The organism is Agrobacterium burrii (assembly GCF_017313405.1).
Taxonomy (GTDB): domain Bacteria; phylum Pseudomonadota; class Alphaproteobacteria; order Rhizobiales; family Rhizobiaceae; genus Agrobacterium; species Agrobacterium burrii.
In genome coordinates this window covers 283,675-304,243 of record NZ_JAFLNA010000005.1, presented here as the reverse complement: position 1 = coordinate 304,243, position 20,569 = coordinate 283,675, and the positions used below count along the sequence as shown (strand labels likewise).

Genomic DNA, 20,569 nt, shown 5'->3' with positions numbered 1-20,569 from the left:
AAATCGTCTGCCGGGAGGCTGACGTCAACGGATGATAAATCTCCGTCATGGAGGCCCGTCCACATGGACAGTGCGCTGCAGCGCGACGAGGCAAAATTAGAGTATCTTTGCTAATTAAGCCCTAAAATTACTTCGTCGCACCAAGCAGAAATCAGTGTTCGTAGTGGTCCGAGATGATTTTCCACGCGTCATCCGCCGTTTCAGCGAAATTCAGCAACTTCATATCTTCCGGCGCGATGGTGCCGAAATCCGCCAGAAACTCGAAATTGATCACGGATCGCCAGAATTTCTCTCCGAACAGGATAAGCGGAATCGGCTCCATACGTTTGGTCTGAATGAGGGTCAGCGCTTCGAAAAGTTCATCCAGCGTACCGAAACCGCCGGGGAAAATTACCACGGCCTTCGCCCGCATCAGAAAATGCATCTTGCGGATGGCGAAATAGTGGAAGTTGAAGCTCAGCTCCGGCGTAACATAGGGGTTGGGCGCCTGCTCGTGCGGCAGAACGATGTTAAGGCCGATCGACGGGCCGCCCACATCGGCAGCACCACGATTGCCCGCTTCCATGACACCGGGACCGCCGCCGGTGACCACGACATATTCGAGATGATCGGATTTCGCGCCGTAGTCGGTGCAAATCCGGGCGAATTTGCGCGCCTCGTCGTAATAGACCGATGATTGTTCGAGATTGTGCTTCTGCGTCTCGTTACGCGCTGCCCAGGCCTCGCCGCCGGGTTCGGGAATGCGGGCACCGCCAAACATGACGACGGTGGATTTGATCCCACGCTCGGTGAGCGCCATTTCCGTCTTCAGAAGTTCCAACTGCAACCGGACGGGGCGCAATTCCTCACGGCAGAGGAAATCCATGTCCACATAGGCAAGCCGGTAGGACGGAGAGTCCGACTGCGGCGTCTTTTGAACGACCTCGGCCTGCTGCTTGTCCGCAGAGCTGCGTTTCAGGGGATCCCACACCCCGTCCTTACGCCGCAATTTGCCATTTTTCAGTCGTGTCATTTCCATGCCTTTCGTCTGACGCGCCAAATCACCCAAATCACATTGACGCCTTTCCAACACTCCCTTAGATCAAATGGCCAAAGCCTTCCAGCGGCGCGGGACCTTCCGTGACCAAGACCACACGCGACTTTAAGGAATTTTCCATGAGCCTTACGGATCTCACCTCCCTCGAAACCATCATCGAAACCGCCTTCGACAACCGCGATGGTGTGAACGTATCGACGAAGGGCGAGGTTCGCGACGCGGTGAACACATCTCTTCAACTTCTCGACAGCGGCAAGGCGCGCGTCGCTGAAAAGCAGGCGGATGGCAACTGGAAGGTGAACCAGTGGCTGAAAAAGGCCGTGCTCCTTTCCTTCCGTCTGAACGATATGGAGATCGTGACCGGCGGACCGGGCGAATCCACCTGGTGGGACAAGGTGCCGTCGAAGTTCGAAAACTGGGGTGAAAACCAGTTCCGCGCCGCCGGTTTCCGCGCCGTGCCGAATGCCGTCGTGCGCCGTTCGGCTTACGTGGCGAAGAACGTCGTGCTGATGCCTTCTTTCGTCAACCTCGGCGCCTATGTCGATGAAGGCACGATGGTCGACACCTGGGCAACCGTTGGCTCCTGCGCGCAGATCGGCAAGAACGTGCACCTGTCCGGCGGCGTCGGCATTGGCGGCGTTCTGGAGCCGCTTCAGGCCGGCCCGACCATCATCGAGGACAATTGCTTCATCGGCGCCCGCTCGGAAGTCGTCGAAGGCTGCATCGTGCGCGAAGGCGCGGTTCTCGGCATGGGCGTGTTCATCGGCAAGTCTACCAAAATCGTCGACCGCGCCACCGGCGAGATCACCTATGGCGAAGTGCCGCCCTATTCCGTCGTCGTTGCGGGCACCATGCCAGGCAAGCCTTTCCCGAACGGCGAGCCGGGCCCGAGCCTTTATTGCGCGGTCATTGTCAAGCGCGTCGATGAAAAGACCCGCTCCAAGACCGGCATCAACGAGCTTCTGCGCGACTGATAAAAGCGACTGCCATGACCACGACCGATCCCGTTTCCAACCTCGCCGCCCTTATTCGCTGCCCTTCGGTGACGCCCGCCGAAGGCGGTGCGCTTTCGCTGCTCGATACGCTGCTTTCACCGCTTGGTTTTGCGGTAGAGCGCGTAATGGCAACGGAAGAGGGAACGCCTGACGTGGAGAACCTCTACGCCCGGCTCGGTAGCGAGGGTCCGCATCTGATGTTTGCGGGCCATACGGATGTCGTCCCCGTGGGCGACGAGGCCGCGTGGAGCCATCCGCCCTTTGCCGCCAACATTGCTGGCGGAGAAATGTACGGTCGCGGTGCGGTGGACATGAAAGGCGGTATCGCCTGTTTCGTCGCCGCCATTGCCCGCCATATCGAAAAACACGGCAAACCGCAGGGATCGGTTTCCTTCCTGATCACTGGCGACGAGGAAGGCCCGTCGATCAACGGCACCTCCAAGCTTCTGGAATGGGCCGCCGCCAAGGGCGAGACATGGGATGCCTGCGTGGTGGGCGAGCCAACCAACCCCGACCAGCTGGGCGACATGATCAAGATCGGCCGGCGGGGATCGCTCTCCGGCCGGATCACGGTGCACGGCGTGCAGGGGCATGCCGCCTATCCGCATCTCGCCGACAATCCCATTCGCGGACTGCTGCAACTGACCCACGCGCTGATGCATCCGCCTTTCGATCACGGCACGGATAATTTCCAGCCATCCAATCTGGAAGTCACGACCGTCGATACAGGCAATGCCGCTACCAATGTCATCCCCGCACGAGCGACGGCGGCCTTCAACATCCGTTTCAACGATACCTGGACCGCGGAAAGCCTGCGGACAGAAATCATCCGCCGTCTGGATGCCGCTGCAGCCGAAGGCGAGCTTCGGCCTGACCGCGGCCCGGTCAAATATGAGATCGTCTGGGCCGACCGTCCGGCTCACGTTTTCCTGACGCGCAACAACGCGCTCATCTCGTCGCTATCAGGCGCGGTTGAGGCCGTGACTGGCAAGGAACCCAAGCTCTCGACCACCGGCGGTACCTCGGATGCGCGCTTCATCAAGGATTATTGCCCGGTGGTGGAGTTCGGTCTCGTCGGACAGACCATGCATATGGTCGATGAACGTGTGGCGGTTGCCGATCTCGAGACGCTGACGCGTATTTACGAGACCTTTATCGAACGCTGGTTCGCCCATGCCGACGGCAAGTGAAATAAGGCTTTATCTGAAGGGCCTGTGGCTGCTGCTGCTCGGCGACCACACCGGTGCGCGCTATCTGGATCTTTCCGAGCGCGGCATGTGGCGCTCCTTCTATTCCGCCCTCTGGTGCCTGCCCGCCATGCTGGTGTCCTGGCTGTGGCTGCGTGCTACGTTCCTGGCCAGCTATCCGCCCGGAACCGGAACAGGGTTCATCTTTTTCTTCCGCCTGGCGATGGTCGAGGCCATCTGCTGGATCGTGCCGCTGCTGTTGATCGGCATGCTGCTGTTCGCCTTCGGCGCACGGGAAAAATTCGCGCCACTCGTCACCACCATGAACTGGCTGTCGCTGCCGTTTTCCTATGCCTATGCGGTTCTGATCCTGATCGCATTCTTCCTGCCGCCCTTACAGGGGCTGATCGCCATTCTGTGGCTGGCGCTGCTCCTGTCGCTGGTCTTCGCCTTTTCGCGGATCGTGCGGTTTTTCATCCGCGACCAGTCGCTGCTCGCCTCGGCCATCGTCATGACACTGCTCGTTCCCGCCATGCTTCTGTCGGAGGCGCTGCAGCGTTTTCTCGGCGTTTATCCGGCCTGAGCATTGAGATGGACTTCCAAGTCAGTCTGCGTCCTCGGCCGTTTCGACTTTTGAATAGACACGCGGCGGAATGACATCAGGATAATCAACCTGCATGAAATAAAGACCGTCCGGCGGGGCGACAGGGCCGCAGGCCTTGCGATCCCGTGCCTCCAGTGCCGCGCGCACATCCTCCGGTGTCATGGCGCCTTCACCGGCCATTTTCAGCGTACCGGCGAAAGAGCGGATTTGGTTATGCAGGAAACTCTGCGCCGTCGCGCGGATTTCGATGAGGTCGCCGTTGCGCGTCACATCCAGCCGGTCGAGTGTCCGGATCGGGCTGTTCGCCTGGCAATGAACCGAGCGAAAGGTGGTGAAATCATGTCGGCCGACGAGCATCTGCGCAGCTGCATGCATGCGCTCATGGTCCATGTCTTTCGACACCCACCATGCGCGTTTGTGCTCCAGCGCCAGCCGAGCCTTCCGGCAGATGATGCGATAGAGATAATGGCGGCGGGTGGCGGAAAAACGGGCGTCGAAATCTTCCGTCACGGCAGCGACGTCGAGAACCGAAACGGCCTCTTTCGCCATGGCCAGATGAGCGTTGATAGCATTGCGAAGCTTATACGGCTCCCAATCGCGCGAAAGATCGGCATGGGCCACCTGCCCGACAGCGTGTACGCCGGAATCGGTGCGACCCGCGCCGCGAATGGAAACGGTCTCCCCGGTCAGCGAGCGGATCGCTGCCTCTAGCGCGCCTTGAACAGAGGGGCCGTTCTCCTGTCTCTGCCAGCCGAAATAGGGTGAGCCGTCATATTCGACGGTCATGCGGAAACGTGGCATCAGCCAAGCCTCGTTGTGGGGGGAACCGGCGTGCCGCGAACGAAATCGGCAGCCGACAGCGGCTTGCCCCCCGCCTTCTGCAAGCGGGTGAGCCGCACCGCACCGCTGCCGCAGGCGATGGTGAGAGCGTCGTCGAGCACCGCGCCCGCTTCCCCCATGCCGCTCGCCAGTTCGGAGGCCAGAACCTTCACGCGCTCCGCCTTGCCGCCGATTTTCATCTCCAGCCACGCGCCCGGAAAAGGCGAAAGGCTGCGAATATGATTATGCACATCCTGTGCCGGCCGGGAAAAATTAATCCGGGTCTCGCCCTTGTCAATCTTGGAAGCGTAAACAACGCCCTCTTCCGCCTGTGTGACGAGGGGCAGGTCGTCTGCTTCCAGTCTGTCCATCGCCTGCCGCATCAGCCGCGCGCCGGCGAGCATGAGACTGTCGTGCAATTCGCCGGCGGTCATGTTCTCGCCGATCGCAACCTTCGCCGTCAGTGCGACGGGGCCGGTATCCAGCCCCTTTTCCATTTTCATGACCATCATGCCGGTCTCGGCATCGCCAGCCATGATCGCCCGCTGGATGGGCGCGGCACCCCGCCAGCGCGGCAGCAACGAGGCGTGGCCATTGTAGCAGCCAAGGCGCGTGCCGGAGAGGATCGCTTCGGGCAGGAGCAGGCCGTAAGCCACGACGACCGCGACATCGGCGTTGAAGTCCCGGAACTGCTGGCGATCTTCTTCCGCCTTGAAATTCACCGGCGTCAGAACGGGAAGCCCCAGCAATTCGGCAGCCTGATGCACCGGCGACTTCTGCAGGTCGAGGCCACGGCGACCACCGGGACGCGGCGGCTGCGTATAAACGGCAACGACCTCGTGACCCGCTTCCACCAATGCACGTAAGGTCGGAACGGAAAAATCCGGTGTACCCATGAAGATGATGCGAAGAGCCATCGTCGCCCCCTGCCCTTTCTGCCGTTCCGTCTCATGCTAAGGAGGACGAATCAGACCTTTGCGCGGGCCGCTTTGGTGAATTTCTTGATGACCATGTCGCGCTTCAACCGCGAAATATGGTCGATGAACAGAACACCGTTCAGGTGATCGATCTCGTGCTGCAAACAAGTCGCCAAAAGACCATCCGCCTCGACAGTCACCTGCTTGCCGTCACGACCGACATATCGGACCGTCAGCGCCGCAGGACGCTCCACTTCGGCGTAATAATCGGGAATGGAAAGGCAGCCTTCCTCATAGGTCGAAATATCATCCGACACCTTGAGGATTTCCGGATTGATGAAGACGACGGGGGTCTTTTCTTCACCTTCACGCGCAACGTCGATCACCAGCATCCGCCGCGCAACGCCGACCTGAATGGCGGCAAGACCAATGCCCGGCGCGTCATACATGGTTTCCAGCATGTCGTCGGCGAGACGCAGCACTTCGGCATCCACCTGTTCGATGGGTTTCGATTGCTGGCGCAGCACGGGATCGGGCAAAATGATAAGCGGTTTGATAGTCATGGCTTCCCATAACGTATCTCTTGCGCGGAGGAAATAAAAAACACGAGCGGTCAAACTGCGCCGGGCTTCCGCTCTCCCGGACTCATTTCCGCCGCAGGAATGTTCTTGTTTTGATCTTACGAATCACAAGAAATCTGCTAGATTTAATCATGAGCATAGATTTATCCGTTCTCCTCGATCCAGCATTGCGGGCCGGTTCCGTCGATATCAGCTTCGGCGCGCTGCTCGCGGCTCTGGTTTTCGGTCTGACGATCACATGGTTGATCACGTCAAACCGCGTGAAAAAGCCGGGAGCCGATGGTGAAATCTCCGATCTGCTGAAAACCCAGTCCGAACTGCACGGCCGTATCGCCGCCATGGCGGAGACGCTTGGCACACGCCAGACCGAGATGAGCCAGACGCTGAACCAGCGTCTCGACGGCATGTCGCAGCGGCTGGGCGAAACGTTGACGGAACAGACACGATCAACACACGAAAATCTCAGCCGCCTGCAGGAACGCCTCGCGGTCATCGATGCCGCACAGGGCAATATTCAGGATCTGGCCAAGGATGTCGTCGGGCTGCAGGCGATCCTCTCCAACAAACAGACCCGCGGAGCTTTCGGACAGGCGCGCATGGAAGCACTGATCGCCGATGCCCTCCCCGCCGGCGCTTTCCAGCTTCAGCCGACGCTTTCGAACGGTTACCGGCCGGATTGCACGATCAAGATGCCGAATAATGCACCATCCCTCGTCATCGACGCCAAGTTTCCGCTGGAAGCGTGGAACGCACTGAAAGCAGATGAATCGCCGGACGCCAAACGCGCCGCCACCCAGCAATTCCGCCGCGATATGGAAGTGCATATTCGCGACGTGGCGGAGAAATATCTCATTCGCGGCGAGACGCAGGATACGGCCTTCATCTTCGTACCCTCCGAATCAATCTTCGCCGATATTCACCAGCATTTCGAATATCTGGTGCAGCGCGCCCACCGTGCCCGCGTCGTCATCGTTTCGCCGTCGCTTCTGATGCTGTCGGTGCAGGTCATCCAGTCGGTACTGAAAGATCAGCGCATGCGGGAGCAGGCGCATCTCATTCAGGGCGAAGTGGCGCTGCTGATGGACGATGTGCGGCGGCTGGACGACCGGACACGCAAGCTGCAGGCCCATTTCGGGCTGGCGCAGAAGGACGTCGACATGATGCTGATTTCCTCCGACAAAGTGTTGGCGCGCGGCCAGAAGATTGAAGGCCTCGATTTTTCTCCGACGGAGAAAGAAGCTTCACATGGAGAAATCGAGCAGGCGCGTCGCTTTGCGGAGAACAGAGCCGGTGCGGCAAAGTTGCGGGTGGTTGACGACGAGTGATCGTCTCGGGCAAAGTCGCCGCCTTGCTTGAATTTCATACGGACACGCCGCCCATGATTACTGTTTTTGGCTCCATCAACATGGACCTCATCGCCACCGCCAAGCGCCTTCCCAAGCCCGGTGAAACCGTGACGGGAGAGAGCTTCTCCACCGCGGCGGGCGGAAAGGGAGCCAATCAGGCGCTTGCCGCAAAGCGGGCAGGCGCCACGGTCAAAATGGCTGGCGCTGCGGGCGACGATACGTTTGCCGCACCGGCACTGACCTTGCTGCGTGATGCCGGGACCGACCTCTCGCTCGTCAAGGCCGCGCCCGGCCCGACCGGTACGGCGATGATCCTTATCGGTGAAGGCGGGGAAAACATGATCTCGGTCATTCCTGCCGCCAATGGCGAAGTTTCCGCATCCGACGCAGCAAAGGTCGTGGCGGAGATGTCGGCGGGCGATATTCTGATGCTGCAGTTCGAGATACCAGCGCCTGCCATCGAAGCCGCACTGGCGGCCGCAAAGGCGAAACGCATCACCACCGTCATCAATACCGCGCCGCTGACCGCCGACGGACCACGCCTCGCTGGCCTTGCAGATATCGTCATCGCCAATGAAACCGAGTTCGAGCTGCTGATCGGCAAGAACGGGCTTTCCGATTCGGAGCGGCAAAACGAACTCAAGGCCCTGCATGAGAAGACCGGCCAGACATTGATCGTGACGCTTGGTGCGGACGGCGTCATCGCCATTCGCAATAGCAAGCTTTACCGGGCGGCCGGTCTGAAAATCGTGCCAGTCGATACGGTTGGCGCGGGCGATACCTTCTGCGGTTATCTCGCCGCCAGCCTCGATCAGGGCATGGATTTCGAAAAGGCGCTGAAGCGCGCCGCTGTCGCGGGTTCGCTCGCCTGCACCCGCGCCGGCGCCCAGCCTTCCATTCCGCTTGCGGCGGAAGTGGATGCGAATATCTGAGACTTCAGCCGCTCAGCGACGAATAAAAGTGAGATAGGCCGAGCTGCGGCCTTCTCTTTTCGCCTTGTTCTCATAACGCGTCCCGGGCCAGTTGGCATAGGGCGTGCGCCAGTCGTCAGCGCTCGTCGCCGTCCATTCGAAACCACCATGGCGAGCGCAATGCTGCAGCGTCCAGTTGACGTAGGTATCGATATCCGATGCGAAGCAGAACTTGCCGCCGGGTTTCAGCACCCGGTAGAAGCGGGCGAGATTGACGTCGGAGACGAAACGGCGTTTCCAGTGCTTCTTCTTCGGCCATGGGTCGGGATAGAGAAGATCGATGTGATCGATCGACCCCTCCGGCAACCAGTCCAGCAGTTGCGTCGCGTCATCATCGTAAAGGCGGATATTCATCAATTCGCCTTCGCGCACGCTTGCCAAGAGCTTGGCCATGGAATTGACGAATGGTTCGACCCCGATGAAACCCGTCTCCGGGTTCTCAACCGCACGATGGGCAAGATGCTCACCGCCGCCGAAACCGATCTCAAGACGGACAGATTTCACATCCGCCGGAAAGAGAGCCACGAGATTCTGCGGTGGCGCGCTCTCCAGATCGATTTTCAGCAAAGGCAGCAGGTTTTCGATCGTGTCGATTTGCTGGTTGCGCAAAGGCTTGCCCTTGCGTCTGCCAAAAAACGCTTCCGTTGCGCGTGAGCGCCGCTCTTCCGTCATCTCATACTCTCAAGAACAAATAGACTTAACCCGCACAGAGCCACGTGAATGGCCGCTGTGCGGGTTACAAATGGTGCAAACGGTATCTCTCAATCGCCGTCGAATGACAAGGCTTGGAACAAGCCCCCGCATTTTCCGGACGTAAAACCGCGATGCACTTTTACTGGAAATGCTTCAAGCGCTCAAAGCTTCCTTGAGCGGCTTTACCAGATCGAGCTTCTCCCAGGAGAAGGAGCCGTCACGGCCGGCCTTGCGGCCGAAATGGCCGTAAGAGGACGTCTTGGCATAGATCGGCTTGTTGAGATCGAGATGACGGCGGATGCCCGACGGCGAGAGGTCCATGACCTTGCGGATCGCGCCTTCAACCTGGTCTTCGCTGACCTTGCCCGTGCCGTGCAGATCGACATAGATCGACAAAGGCTGGGCGATGCCGATCGCATAGGCGATCTGGATGGTGCAGCGCTCGGCCAAACCGGCAGCAACCACATTCTTGGCGAGGTAGCGGGCGGCATAGGCGGCAGAACGGTCGACCTTGGTCGTGTCCTTGCCGGAGAATGCACCGCCACCGTGCGGGGCAGCGCCACCATAGGTGTCGACGATGATCTTGCGGCCGGTCAAGCCGGCATCGCCATCGGGACCGCCGATGACGAACTTACCCGTCGGGTTGATATACCACTGGCAATCGTCGGCGATCTTCAGGTCGCCCAGAGCTTCGCGGATATAGGGCTCGACAACGGCGCGAACCTTCTTCGAATCCCAGCTTGCATCGAGATGCTGCGTTGAAAGAACGATGGACACGGCTTCCGAAGCCTTACCATCGACGTAACGAACGGTCACCTGGCTCTTGGCATCCGGCCCGAGCTTTGCCGCTTCGCCTTCGCCGCTCTTGCGGGCGGTAGCGAGAAGCTGCAGGATACGGTGCGAATAATAGATCGGGGCCGGCATCAGGTCCGGCGTTTCCTTGCAGGCATAACCGAACATGATGCCCTGGTCGCCAGCACCCTCATCGCCCTGCTTGTCGGAAGCGCTGTCGACGCCCTGCGCGATATCCGCCGACTGCGGATGCAGGAGAACGTCGATCTTGGCCGTCTTCCAGTGAAAACCGTCCTGCTCGTAGCCGATATCGCGGATCGCCTTGCGGGCAGCGGACTTGAATTTGGAAGGATTGATGACCGGATGGCCGGCGGCGTCCTTGACGACCTTGCCGTCCTTGTCCTTCTTCAGCAGGGTATCGGGAACCCGAACCTCACCGGCGATAACGACGCGGTTGGTCGTCGCAAGCGTCTCGCATGCGATGCGCACGGTCCATGGGTCAACACCCGTCTTGGACGCTTCACGATAAATGAGATCTACGATTTCATCGGAAATACGGTCACAAACCTTGTCCGGATGACCTTCGGCCACGGACTCGCTGGTGAACAGGTAATTGGCACGCATGCGGGATTCCCCTCAAAGAACGGTCTTCGAGTTTGTTAGTCATTTCGACCACGAAAGACAAGGACACAACCACATAAATATATCTTTATGTGAGAATTCCTTTCTAATCTGGCACAAAAAAACGGCCCTTGCGGACCGTTGAGTGTCCGGCGCCCTTGCCGGAAATTATGGGCATCGCTGTCGAGACTATTCCGTGTCTCCTTCGGCGGCGAGCGCCTTGACGAGATCAACGAGACGGCGGCGAACCTTGGGATCGGCGATTTTCACAAAAGCGCGGTTCAGCTGCAGACCTTCAGCCGAGGACAGGAAGTCAACCACGTAGTTGGAGCTGGAGGCTTCCGCCATGCCTGTCGCGCCGCCAACCTGATCGCCAGGAGCGTCTTCGAAAAAGAAGGACACCGGAACGTTGAGGATCGCGGAAATATTCTGAAGGCGGCTCGCACCGACGCGGTTCGTGCCCTTTTCATATTTCTGGATTTGCTGAAAGGTAATTCCAAGGCTTTCACCCAGCTTTTCCTGGCTCATGCCGAGCATGGTTCTGCGGAGACGAATTCGGCTTCCGACATGAATGTCGATGGGGTTAGGCTTTTTCTTATTCTCGGTCATCATGCGGTCCTGACACTCGGAAAGGGTTGATATCTCGCTTCATTACTATTCGAAGAAATGAGCCGGCATTTCGACAGCGTCTAAACTTGTTTTACGACTGACGTATTCACTATGCAATTGCGGGAGTTCCCGGTCAATTCTGACGCCGGGCAAAACTCCAGGCAGGAAATACCGCAACGATTAGCATGATTGAAAAAATCAACCAGAAATACGTCCGATGTGTGTCGTAAGTAAATGCGTCGTTTGACCCACCACTCAAAGTGGCGTCAACAATTCCGACCCGACCGTAATCCAACCCGGCAATAATGCGCCCATAGGGGTCGATGACGGCGGAAATTCCGGTATTGGCGCCGCGAATCACCGGCACTCCCGTTTCCACAGCCCGGACTCTCGCCTGCAAAAAGTGCTGATAAGGACCAGGCGTGTTGCCGAACCAGCCGTCATTTGTCACGTTCAGTATTGCTGCCGAACCCGCCAGACCCGGCGTCATCTCACCGGGAAAAATGATCTCGTAACAGATCAGGGGATAGAAGGTCTTGCCGGAAGGCAGCGTCAGGGGCGTGCGCGACGAGGCGGCGGAGAAACCACCCGGCAGGCTGATGACATTGTCGATGCCGAACTCCCGCAAAATGCCTTCGAAGGGAACATATTCGCCAAAGGGCGTCAGGTGAACCTTGTCGCTTGCGGCGATGATTTCGCCCTGGCTGTCGATTGCATAGACTGAATTGTAATAACGCGGCGGTCGGCCAGCACCTTGATCTTCCATTCGGACAGCGCCGGTGAACAGGATTTGCCCGTCCTCCAGCGTCTTTGCGATTTCCGCCAGAGCGTCCGGGTTCTGCGTCAGGATGAAGGGCACGGAGGTTTCCGGCCAGACGACGATATCGGGGCGCTTTTTCCCTTCACCGGGCGGCAGCGCCGTCAGCCGCAGATGTTCGCCGAAAATCTCTGCCCTGTCGGCGTTCAGCATTTTACGGGACTGATCGATGGAGGGCTGTACGATCCTGACGGTCAGCGCATCCGCCGGTGTCTCCACCGGTGTCTGAAGGCGATAGAAGCCATAACCGAAATGGCCGGCCAGCAGCAGGCCCGCCAGAGCAAGGCACGGCCACATGCCTTTTTTCGTGCCAATCAGGGCCGGCGAGGCGAAAATGAAGACAGCAAGCGTGGTGACGCTGAAAAGCCCGAGCAGATGGGCGGCCTGCATCATGACGGGGATAGGCATGATGCCGTAACCGATGGCGTTCCAGGGAAATCCAGTCGCAAGAAAACTGCGCAGCCATTCAAAAAAGCCGAATGCGGCGGCAAGGGCGGCAATACGACCGAGACCATCCGACCAGACGATGTTGGCGGCTGCGACCGCAAAACCGTAAAACAGCGCAAGAAGAGCCGGAAGGCCGATGATGGCAAGCGGCAGCGCCCAGGCGAACTCGTCTGCCTCCAGCAAAAGGGCATTGCCCAACCACCAAAGACCCGCCACGAAATAGCCGAAGCCGAAACACCAGCCGATGCCAAAAGCGGGCAGGATGCGGCTGAAGATGCCGCCGCCCGGCTTGCCGGTGCAGCCATCCACCAGCCAGACAAGCAGGGTGAAAGAGAAAAACAGCGCCGCGAAAAAACCGAATGGAGGCAATGCTAGCGCTCCGACCGCGCCTGCGGCAATTGCCATCACTGCGCGGCTTTTGCCACCCGCCAGCATTACCCTGCCTGCAAGACGCTCCATGCCATCTCCGTTTTATGCGCGCCCGGAAAAGCCCGCCCCGACAAGGCCGCGCCACGGAATTTTCCCTCAGACCCGGAGTAACGGAAAAAAGATTCGCAGTCCACAGGAGTGGAGAACGCCCTGATGACCGGGTGTAGTTTTCGTCGGCCAACAGAAGCATTCAAAGCTGCCGGACCGACATTCAAGCAGCGAACCGACGGGATTACCCCGCCGGTCCTCTTCAGTCGGCATTCTGCTGGTGCGTGATGAGACGAACATCCGGCGCGGGCAGCGCAATCACCTCATTGTCGCGGGCATCGCCCGGTGCGCGATCATCCTGCCCTTCCGAGCCGTGATCACGGACGATGCGAACACCCTTGATACGCCTTGTATCCGCATCGAGAATCTGGAACTCGAAACCGGGCACGGCCCTGACCACCTCGCCCTTGGCCGGTATGCGGCCGAGCGCGAAGAAGATGAGACCGCCGAGCGTATCGATTTCTTCCAGATGTTCGCGGACATCGAATTCCGGGCCGATCGCCTCGGCAAGCTCGGTGAGTTCGGCGCGGGCATCGGCCACGAGCACGTCGGGGGAAAGACGCGAAAACATCGTCTCGTCCTTGTCGTGCTCGTCATCGATATCGCCCACGACCATCTCAACGATGTCCTCATGGCTGACGAGGCCGTCCGTACCGCCATATTCATCGATCACGAGCGCGAGCTGTGTTCTCTGCGCCTGCATGGTCTTCAAGAGATTGGAGGCGAGCATGGAGGGCGGCGCGAACAGAATTTTACGCACCAGCCCGGCATCGGCAACCGTCTGTTCCAGATCGACCCGCGCCAGGTCGAAATTCGGGCGCGGCGAACGCGGCGCTTTCGCTTCGCCATAAGCCACGCTGCGCGAGCCGGCCCGCCGCTTGTTGCGCGCCTGCTTGGCGACATAGGCCAAGAGATCACGAATGTGGATCATGCCCTTGGGGTCATCCAGCGTTTCATCATAGACCGGCATACGGGAGCGGCCGGTTTCCTCAAAGAGGATCAGCGCCTCGCCGATGGTCATGTTCTGGTCGAGACCGTCAATATCCACCCGCGGGATCATGATATCTTCGACCCGAACTTCCCGGAAACGCAGGATATTGTTCAGCATCGCCCGCTCTTCGGGCGAAAAGGCAGCACCGATTTCGGTGTCGGCCATCAGCGCGTCGGTCAAATCCTCGCGCAGGCGCTCGCCCTGTGACGGTTTCAGCAACCGTGATATGCGTGACCAGATCGTCGATCTCGGCTTTGCAGGAGAGTCTTGACGTAAGTGACTACTGCCTTCCTCCGAAGAGGACTGCTCGCCGTTTTCTCTGCCCTCATTGGCAGGTCGTGCAGAATGTTCGTTCATGGCTCCAGACAATATTCAAAGCGGTTCTTGACCCGCGTATGGATCAGATAGGCCAAGCACCGCCAAAATGCGAGTCTCAAGCGACTCCATTTCTTCCGCTTCTTCCTCGTCCATGTGGTCATAACCAAATAAATGCAGGAACCCGTGAACGAGAAGATGGGTCAGATGATCCTCGAAACTCTTGTCAAGTTCAAGGGCCTCGCGCTCAACCGTCTCGCGCGCGATGACGATATCGCCCAGCATCGGGCCGGGCATACCGCCCGGTTCCAGCGGAAAAGCGGGGAAAGACAAGACATTGGTCGCCTTGTCCTTGTCGCGCCATTCGGCATTGATTTCCCGAATATTTTCATCATCGGTAAAGACCAGCGACAGTTCCACCGGCATTTTCGGGAAGGGTTGCTCCTCTTCCCGCTTCAGATAATCGACCGCCGCATCCAGTACCTTGGTGGCGAAGGCAGCCAAGTCCTCTTCCGAGGACCAGCCTTCGGCCTCGACGCTGATTTGAATATCAAGAGCTGTCATTGTCTTTACGTCAGTTGCCCTTCGGAAGGCTCTCATCCGGCACCGCGGTGTGGGACTCGTAGGCCCGGACGATGCGCGCCACCATAGGATGACGGACAACGTCGACGTCCTTGAAGCGCACGACGGACACACCTTCCACATCGGGGAGGATTTGCAGAGCCTCGACAAGGCCGGATTTCACACCGCGCGGCAAGTCCACCTGGCTCGGGTCTCCGGTCACGATCATGCGACCGTTTTCGCCGAGACGGGTCAGGAACATCTTCATCTGCATGGTCGTGGTGTTCTGGGCTTCGTCCAGAATGACGGCGGCGTTGGCAAGGGTCCGGCCACGCATGAAGGCGAGCGGTGCGATTTCGATGACGCCCGCCTGAATGGCGCGCTCCACCTTGTCACCCGGCATCATGTCATAAAGCGCGTCATAAAGCGGGCGGAGATAAGGATCGACCTTTTCCTTCATGTCACCCGGAAGGAAGCCGAGACGTTCACCCGCTTCGACGGCAGGACGCGACAGGATGATACGGTCAACCGCGCCGCGCTCCAGCAGTTGCGCCGCATGTGCAACGGCAAGATAGGTCTTGCCGGTGCCTGCGGGGCCGACGCCGAAAACCAACTCGGATTGTTCCAGCGCCCGCATATAGACATCCTGCGTCGGCGTGCGGGCAGCGATCGTCTTCTTGCGGGTGGAAATTTGCGCCATGGAAATCTTTGCTTTGCGCTCCATCGTCGGCAAGGTCAGCTGGTCGTCGGCGGCCATGGCCATACGGATCGCCCCTTCCACATCGGAAACTTCGGCGGTTCCGCCCTTGAGCAGGCGTTCGTAAAGGAAATCCAGCGCCCGGCGGGCCTGATTGGTGGCGACGACATCGCCGGTAATGGCAACGGAATTGCCGCGCGGGCGGGCATCGATGTTGAGGCGCTGCTCCAGCAGCTTCAGGTTCTGATCGAACTGACCGAATAGCTCTCCCGCTATCCTGTTATTCTCGAACGTGAGGACGAAGTGATTGGCGTCGGTCGCGGCTTGGCGTGGCTGGCGCGATGAAGGTGATACCAATTCATGTGCGTTCAAGCGGTCAGGCTCCTGTCCCAATCAGTGTCGGCTCCTCACTCTAACTCCCTGCCACCTCGGCAAACAAGCTGTTTGGACCCGTTGCGGTGATTCGTACATTAACAATGTCACCGATTTTCAAAGTCTTTGCATCAAGATTCACGGATTGCAGCCAGGGAGAACGACCTATCAACTGTTCAGGCATGCGGCCGGGCTTTTCCAGCAACACATCCATCGTCTTTCCGACCAGCGATTCCGCAAATTCCTTCTGCTGCCGCAGCAACAGAGCCTGTAATCTCTCCAGCCGCTCGGCCTTCACCTCTTCCCCAACCTGATCGTTAAGATCAGCACCCGGCGTGCCCGGACGGGTGGAATATTTGAAAGAGAAGGCCTGCGCATATTTCACCGTCTCAACCAGCGCCATCGTGTCTTCGAAATCACGATCCGTTTCACCGGGGAAGCCGACAATGAAGTCCCCCGACATGGCAATATCAGGGCGGGCGGTGCGGATTTTTTCGATAAGCTGGATGTATTCCTCGCCCGTATGGCGACGGTTCATCGCTTTCAGAATGCTATCCGATCCTGACTGTACCGGTAGATGCAGATAGGGCATGAGAATACGCAGATCGCGATGGGCGCCAATCAGGCGATCGTCCATGTCGCGCGGGTGGCTGGTGGTATAGCGAAGCCTTGCAAGCCCCGGAATTTCCGCCAGCCGGTAGAGAAGTTCGGCGAGACCCCATTTTGCGCCGTTCGGGCCTTCGTTCTGCCAGGCATTGACGTTCTGGCCGAGCAGCGTGATCTCGCGCACGCCGGCATCAACCAGCTTCATCGCCTCATCGACGATCTGGCGCACCGGGCGAGAGACTTCGGAGCCGCGCGTGTAAGGTACGACACAGAAGGTACAGAACTTGTCGCAGCCTTCCTGCACCGTTAAAAACGCGGTAACGCCGCGTGTGCGCAGCGTCGCCTTTTCGGCAATCGGCAGATGCTCGAACTTGTCCTCGACCGCATATTCGGTCTCGATGACGCGTTCGCCGCCGCGTACCCGCTTCAGAGCCTCCGGTAGGCGGTGATAAGTCTGCGGGCCAATGACGACATCGACGGCGGGCGCGCGGCGAAGGATTTCCTCCCCTTCCGCCTGCGCCACACAGCCGGCAACGCCGATCATGAGTTCACGGCCCTGCTCTTGCCGCGACTTTTTCATGTCGCGCAGGCGGCCGAGCGCCGAATAGACTTTTTCAGCCGCCTTTTCGCGGATATGACAGGTGTTCAAGAGAACCAGATCCGCCTCGCCCATATCCTCCGTCTGAACGTAACCGTCCTTCGCCAGCGCATCGCTCATGCGGACGGAATCGTAGACGTTCATCTGACAGCCATAGGTCTTGATAAAGACCTTGCGGCTATTCGAGCCCTCGCGGGTGATCAATTCGGGGACGTCGAGGCTAATGGTTTCCTGGGTCATGGCGGCTATCTAGTGTCTTTCCGAGCCAGATTAAATAGAAAAATGCCAGAAAAGCTATGATGGCGCTATTTCCGCCAGCCGCCGCGCAGGCTGAACGCCAGCATGTTACGGATCGCAGCGGCGATATCGGTGGAAAGTCGTTTGCGGTTATCCGTGCTGTGGAATGGGACACTCTCGCCGAAGGTCACGTCCACATCAATGGCGCCGGCCTTGATGATGCCAAGCAGATGCGGCACCAGCGTTATGCTGCCCGGCCAGGCGGCAATAACCCGGTGGTAACGGCCCATGGCCATGCCATGCACCCGCGTATAGGCAATCGCAACCGGCTGCACGTAAACGAGCTTGCCCGGCACCTGTTCAGCGGCGGTGGAAGCGGCACCGAACAGCGATGATTTCACCGCCAGCATACGGTTGCCATCCGAAGTGGTTCCTTCGGGGAACAACACGACGATCTCGCCATCCGCCATGCGGGCGGCGATCTCGCTGACCTGCGCACCGGTGCTGCGCTTCTGCTCGCGTTGAACGAAGATGCTTTTCTGCAGACGGGCGAGCCAGCCGAAGACGGGCCAGTCCCGCACTTCCGTCTTGGCAATGAACACCACGTCGGCAATGCTGCCGAGAACGAGGATGTCCTTCCACGAGGCGTGGTTGACCGCCAGCATCAGCGGTTTTGCCCGCTCCACCTCTCCGTGGACATGCACACGAATGCCGAGAACATGACAGGCAATGCGATGCCAGATGCGCGGAATACGGCGACGCAGCCGCCAGTCGAAGGCAAGGCCCAGGAGTTGCAGCGGCAGCAGGATGAGCGTGACGATCAGGAGAACGATCGCGATATAGGCTGTGCGCAGCCACATCATGAGTGAAACACCCGTTTTGTCACCGGCGTCTCAGCGTTCGTCGGGCTTCAACGGCACGCCGTAAAGTTCCAACCGATGATCCACCAGCTTGAAGCCGTGCTCGCGGGCGATCTTTTCCTGAAGCGCTTCGATTTCCGCCGAGTGAAACTCAATGACCACGCTGTTCTTCAGATCGATCAGATGATCGTGGTGCTCTTCGGGCACCGTCTCATAACGCGAGCGGCCATCGCGAAAATCGTGACGCTCGATGATGCCGGCGTCCTCGAACAGCTTCACCGTTCTGTAAACGGTGGAAATGGAGATACGCGGATCAACAGCGGAGGAGCGGTGGTAAAGCTCCTCGACATCGGGGTGGTCGGCTGACTCCTGCAGGACGCGGGCAATGACACGGCGCTGGTCCGTCATCCGCATGCCGCGTTCGGCACAAAGCTCCTCCAGCGTTTTCGAAAGGTCTATCACGTCTTCTGGCCTTTTGAGTATTCCGGTTGAATTTTGCGGCTTTCGCCGAAAAAATGCCTGTCGCAGGGAACTAGCGAAGATCGCGGCGCATGACAAGCGCCGTCGACTTGGTTCCATCCCTGGATGTGTAATAGGCCTTGCGCTCCGCAACCGTCTTGAAGCCGAGCTTTTTATAAAGCCCGAGAGCGGAGGCGTTGCCGTTGTCCACCTCGAGAAACATGGTTTCAGCGCCGCGCATCATCGCTTCACGTACCGCCGACTGCATCAGGCGCCAGCCGAGACCGGTGCGTCCGAACTTGTCAGCCACGGCGACGGTCAGGATTTCCGCCTCGCCCGCCACTTCCCGCGCCAGCACGAAACCGCCAAGTGGCTTGCTGAAGAACGCGTTGGTCTGGCGCGCTACCGCGCCGAAAACCGAGCCCTGCGTCAATAGCCCGGAAAATTCACCGTCATTCCAAGGGCGCGGAAAACGCAGCGCATGCAGTTCCGCCACCGCGGCGCAATCCTCATGCTGCATCGGCACGATCTCGAAATAGGGTTTCCAGCTCAGATATTCGTCAAACATAATAGGAATCTGGCATCACAAGAATCGGGCATTACAGGAATCAGTCACGGGCATGGGCAAATGCCCTATCAGGCAACGTCCTGACGTGCCAGCGCAAAACCGGTTTGCGGCCGGGCATCCGGACCGCGCAGATAAAGTGGTGCAGGTTTCGGCTGACCCGCGGGCTTGCGCGCCGCAGAGCGCGCAACAGACGCAATCGGGAAATGGTCCGGCCCGGAGCCGATTTCCTCTCCTGCAAACAGCGGTGCGGCCGAGCCAATCACGGCACCATCGAAACCGGAGAGAACACCCCTGGCGTCATCCAGAGACAAAAGCGTCGCCTCAGCCAGCGGCGATCCATCTGCCGCGAAAGTCTGGAGATAGGCTTCGCCACGTTTGGCATCCAGCCCGACGGCCACGGGCCGGCCGGGAGTTGTCAGCAGATGATGCAGGGCGAGCGTTTCAAGCGTGGTGACGCCGACTGCCTCGACGCCAAGCGACAGGGCAAAGCCACGCGCGGCGGCAACACCGACGCGGATGCCAGTGAAGGACCCCGGACCGATGGTCACGGCGATGCGCTCAACCTTCTGCAGCGGAAGTCGCGCCTGCTGCAGGGCGCGATCGATCACGGCCATCAACCTCTCGGCATGACCCTTGCCGATCATTTCGCACACCTCGCCGAGCACCCTGTCGGCGGCGCCGTCATAAACGCAGGCGGAACAATCCACACCTGACGTGTCGAGTGCGAGAACAATCATGTCGTGGCCTGGCTTACAATGTCATACCGCTTCGACTTCGCGCACTTCCGGCACGAAATGGCGAAGCAGGTTCTGAACGCCGTGCTTCAGCGTGGCGGTGGAGGACGGGCAACCCGAGCAGGCACCCTTCATGTTCAGAAACACGGTGCCATCGCGGAAACCGCGGAAAGTGATGTCGCCGCCATCCTGCGCCACCGCGGGGCGCACGCGGGTTTCCAGCAGTTCCTTGATCGTGGCGACGATCGTCTCGTCACCCTCTTCGAAAAACTCGTCCTCTTCGTCCGATACTTCGGCAGCGATTGCCGTGCCCATGATCGGGCGACCGGACATGAAATGTTCCATGATCGAGCCCAGAATGGCAGGCTTCAGGTGCTGCCATTCCGCATCGTCCTTGGTGACGGTTATGAAATCGAAGCCGAAATAAACGCCGGTGACGCCGGGAATCGTAAAGAGACGCTCCGCCAGCGGAGAAGCCTGCGCCTGCGAAGGATTGAGAAACTCAGCTGTCCCGCTTTCCAGCACCACCTTGCCGGGCAGAAACTTCAGCGTGGCGGGGTTGGGCGTGGCTTCCGTCTGAATGAACATCATCGTCTCCTTCGAGGTCGCGGTTCACGCCCCGTAATTTAGAATTCTTCCAAAATACGCCCGGCGAAGCT

At 59.2% G+C, this 20,569-nt stretch carries 22 protein-coding genes; 5 read left to right on the top strand and 17 right to left on the bottom strand.

Annotated elements, in window-relative coordinates; all coding sequences use genetic code 11:
* Window positions 1-151 precede the first annotated feature (151 nt).
* A complete protein-coding gene (locus JZX89_RS12335; RefSeq protein WP_174374159.1) occupies window positions 152-1,018 on the bottom strand; it encodes an LOG family protein in 867 nt (288 codons plus the stop codon).
* 137 nt (window positions 1,019-1,155) lie between these two features.
* Here JZX89_RS12335 and dapD point away from each other — a divergent pair, with 137 nt between their 5' ends.
* The 3 genes from dapD to JZX89_RS12320 are packed head-to-tail and all read left to right on the top strand — an operon-like array spanning window position 1,156 to window position 3,801.
* The gene (gene dapD / locus JZX89_RS12330; RefSeq protein ID WP_046799357.1) at window positions 1,156-2,010 is read left to right on the top strand and encodes a 2,3,4,5-tetrahydropyridine-2,6-dicarboxylate N-succinyltransferase; all 855 of its coding nucleotides are present in this window, start codon (window positions 1,156-1,158) and stop codon (window positions 2,008-2,010) included.
* A 14-nt stretch (window positions 2,011-2,024) separates the two neighbouring features.
* Window positions 2,025-3,221 (top strand): succinyl-diaminopimelate desuccinylase, encoded by a 1,197-nt coding sequence (dapE, locus tag JZX89_RS12325; protein WP_207134193.1) that lies wholly within the window; start codon window positions 2,025-2,027, stop codon window positions 3,219-3,221.
* On the top strand, window positions 3,205-3,801 hold the full coding sequence (locus tag JZX89_RS12320; RefSeq protein WP_207134192.1) for a hypothetical protein: 597 nt from the start codon (window positions 3,205-3,207) through the stop codon (window positions 3,799-3,801). Before dapE ends, JZX89_RS12320 begins: the two co-directional genes overlap by 17 nt.
* A gap of 21 nt (window positions 3,802-3,822) precedes the next feature.
* Here JZX89_RS12320 and truA read toward each other — a convergent pair whose 3' ends face one another.
* The 3 genes from truA to def are packed head-to-tail and all read right to left on the bottom strand — an operon-like array spanning window position 3,823 to window position 6,121.
* Window positions 3,823-4,623: a tRNA pseudouridine(38-40) synthase TruA gene (gene truA, locus JZX89_RS12315; RefSeq protein ID WP_207134191.1), complete on the bottom strand. Its 801-nt coding sequence runs from the start codon at window positions 4,621-4,623 to the stop codon at window positions 3,823-3,825.
* Window positions 4,623-5,558 (bottom strand): methionyl-tRNA formyltransferase, encoded by a 936-nt coding sequence (gene fmt, locus JZX89_RS12310; protein ID WP_207134190.1) that lies wholly within the window; start codon window positions 5,556-5,558, stop codon window positions 4,623-4,625. Before fmt ends, truA begins: the two co-directional genes overlap by 1 nt.
* 50 nt (window positions 5,559-5,608) lie before the next feature.
* On the bottom strand, window positions 5,609-6,121 hold the full coding sequence (gene def, locus JZX89_RS12305) for a peptide deformylase (protein ID WP_149898424.1): 513 nt from the start codon (window positions 6,119-6,121) through the stop codon (window positions 5,609-5,611).
* 149 nt (window positions 6,122-6,270) lie between these two features.
* Here def and JZX89_RS12300 point away from each other — a divergent pair, with 149 nt between their 5' ends.
* Both JZX89_RS12300 and JZX89_RS12295 read left to right on the top strand, forming a co-directional pair.
* Window positions 6,271-7,464: a DNA recombination protein RmuC gene (locus JZX89_RS12300; RefSeq protein ID WP_174374155.1), complete on the top strand. Its 1,194-nt coding sequence runs from the start codon at window positions 6,271-6,273 to the stop codon at window positions 7,462-7,464.
* 53 nt (window positions 7,465-7,517) lie between these two features.
* Entirely contained in the window at window positions 7,518-8,417 is a 900-nt protein-coding gene (locus JZX89_RS12295; protein ID WP_207134189.1) for a ribokinase, read from the top strand.
* A gap of 12 nt (window positions 8,418-8,429) precedes the next feature.
* Here JZX89_RS12295 and trmB read toward each other — a convergent pair whose 3' ends face one another.
* The 13 genes from trmB to JZX89_RS12230 all read right to left on the bottom strand — a co-directional run bounded on the left by trmB (window position 8,430) and on the right by JZX89_RS12230 (window position 20,498).
* A complete protein-coding gene (gene trmB, locus JZX89_RS12290; RefSeq protein ID WP_207134188.1) occupies window positions 8,430-9,128 on the bottom strand; it encodes a tRNA (guanosine(46)-N7)-methyltransferase TrmB in 699 nt (232 codons plus the stop codon).
* Between the two features lie 174 nt (window positions 9,129-9,302).
* Window positions 9,303-10,565, bottom strand: coding sequence for a methionine adenosyltransferase (gene metK / locus JZX89_RS12285; RefSeq protein ID WP_149898420.1), 1,263 nt, complete (start codon window positions 10,563-10,565; stop codon window positions 9,303-9,305).
* Window positions 10,566-10,751: 186 nt separating this feature from the next.
* Window positions 10,752-11,171 (bottom strand): helix-turn-helix domain-containing protein, encoded by a 420-nt coding sequence (locus JZX89_RS12280; RefSeq protein ID WP_207134187.1) that lies wholly within the window; start codon window positions 11,169-11,171, stop codon window positions 10,752-10,754.
* Between the two features lie 133 nt (window positions 11,172-11,304).
* On the bottom strand, window positions 11,305-12,894 hold the full coding sequence (gene lnt / locus JZX89_RS12275) for an apolipoprotein N-acyltransferase (RefSeq protein WP_207134186.1): 1,590 nt from the start codon (window positions 12,892-12,894) through the stop codon (window positions 11,305-11,307).
* Window positions 12,895-13,114: 220 nt separating this feature from the next.
* Entirely contained in the window at window positions 13,115-14,260 is a 1,146-nt protein-coding gene (locus JZX89_RS12270) for a hemolysin family protein (RefSeq protein WP_149898418.1), read from the bottom strand.
* Between the two features lie 15 nt (window positions 14,261-14,275).
* Window positions 14,276-14,782, bottom strand: a complete 507-nt coding sequence (gene ybeY / locus JZX89_RS12265) for an rRNA maturation RNase YbeY (RefSeq protein WP_153515189.1) — start codon at window positions 14,780-14,782, stop codon at window positions 14,276-14,278.
* A 10-nt stretch (window positions 14,783-14,792) separates the two neighbouring features.
* Complete coding sequence (locus JZX89_RS12260; protein WP_149898416.1) at window positions 14,793-15,848, bottom strand: PhoH family protein; 1,056 nt, start codon at window positions 15,846-15,848, stop codon at window positions 14,793-14,795.
* Between the two features lie 40 nt (window positions 15,849-15,888).
* Window positions 15,889-17,292, bottom strand: coding sequence for a tRNA (N6-isopentenyl adenosine(37)-C2)-methylthiotransferase MiaB (gene miaB / locus JZX89_RS12255; RefSeq protein WP_174374150.1), 1,404 nt, complete (start codon window positions 17,290-17,292; stop codon window positions 15,889-15,891).
* 65 nt (window positions 17,293-17,357) lie between these two features.
* Complete coding sequence (olsA, locus tag JZX89_RS12250; RefSeq protein ID WP_207134185.1) at window positions 17,358-18,152, bottom strand: lyso-ornithine lipid O-acyltransferase; 795 nt, start codon at window positions 18,150-18,152, stop codon at window positions 17,358-17,360.
* A 30-nt stretch (window positions 18,153-18,182) separates the two neighbouring features.
* Window positions 18,183-18,611 carry a Fur family transcriptional regulator gene (locus JZX89_RS12245; protein ID WP_149898414.1) on the bottom strand — a complete coding sequence of 143 codons (429 nt, stop codon included), beginning with the start codon at window positions 18,609-18,611 and terminating at the stop codon, window positions 18,183-18,185.
* Window positions 18,612-18,681: 70 nt separating this feature from the next.
* Window positions 18,682-19,176 carry a GNAT family N-acetyltransferase gene (locus JZX89_RS12240; RefSeq protein ID WP_149898413.1) on the bottom strand — a complete coding sequence of 165 codons (495 nt, stop codon included), beginning with the start codon at window positions 19,174-19,176 and terminating at the stop codon, window positions 18,682-18,684.
* A gap of 68 nt (window positions 19,177-19,244) precedes the next feature.
* The gene (gene tsaB / locus JZX89_RS12235) at window positions 19,245-19,913 is read right to left on the bottom strand and encodes a tRNA (adenosine(37)-N6)-threonylcarbamoyltransferase complex dimerization subunit type 1 TsaB (RefSeq protein WP_153515191.1); all 669 of its coding nucleotides are present in this window, start codon (window positions 19,911-19,913) and stop codon (window positions 19,245-19,247) included.
* A 21-nt stretch (window positions 19,914-19,934) separates the two neighbouring features.
* Window positions 19,935-20,498, bottom strand: a complete 564-nt coding sequence (locus tag JZX89_RS12230; protein ID WP_052820288.1) for a NifU family protein — start codon at window positions 20,496-20,498, stop codon at window positions 19,935-19,937.
* Window positions 20,499-20,569 lie beyond the last annotated feature (71 nt).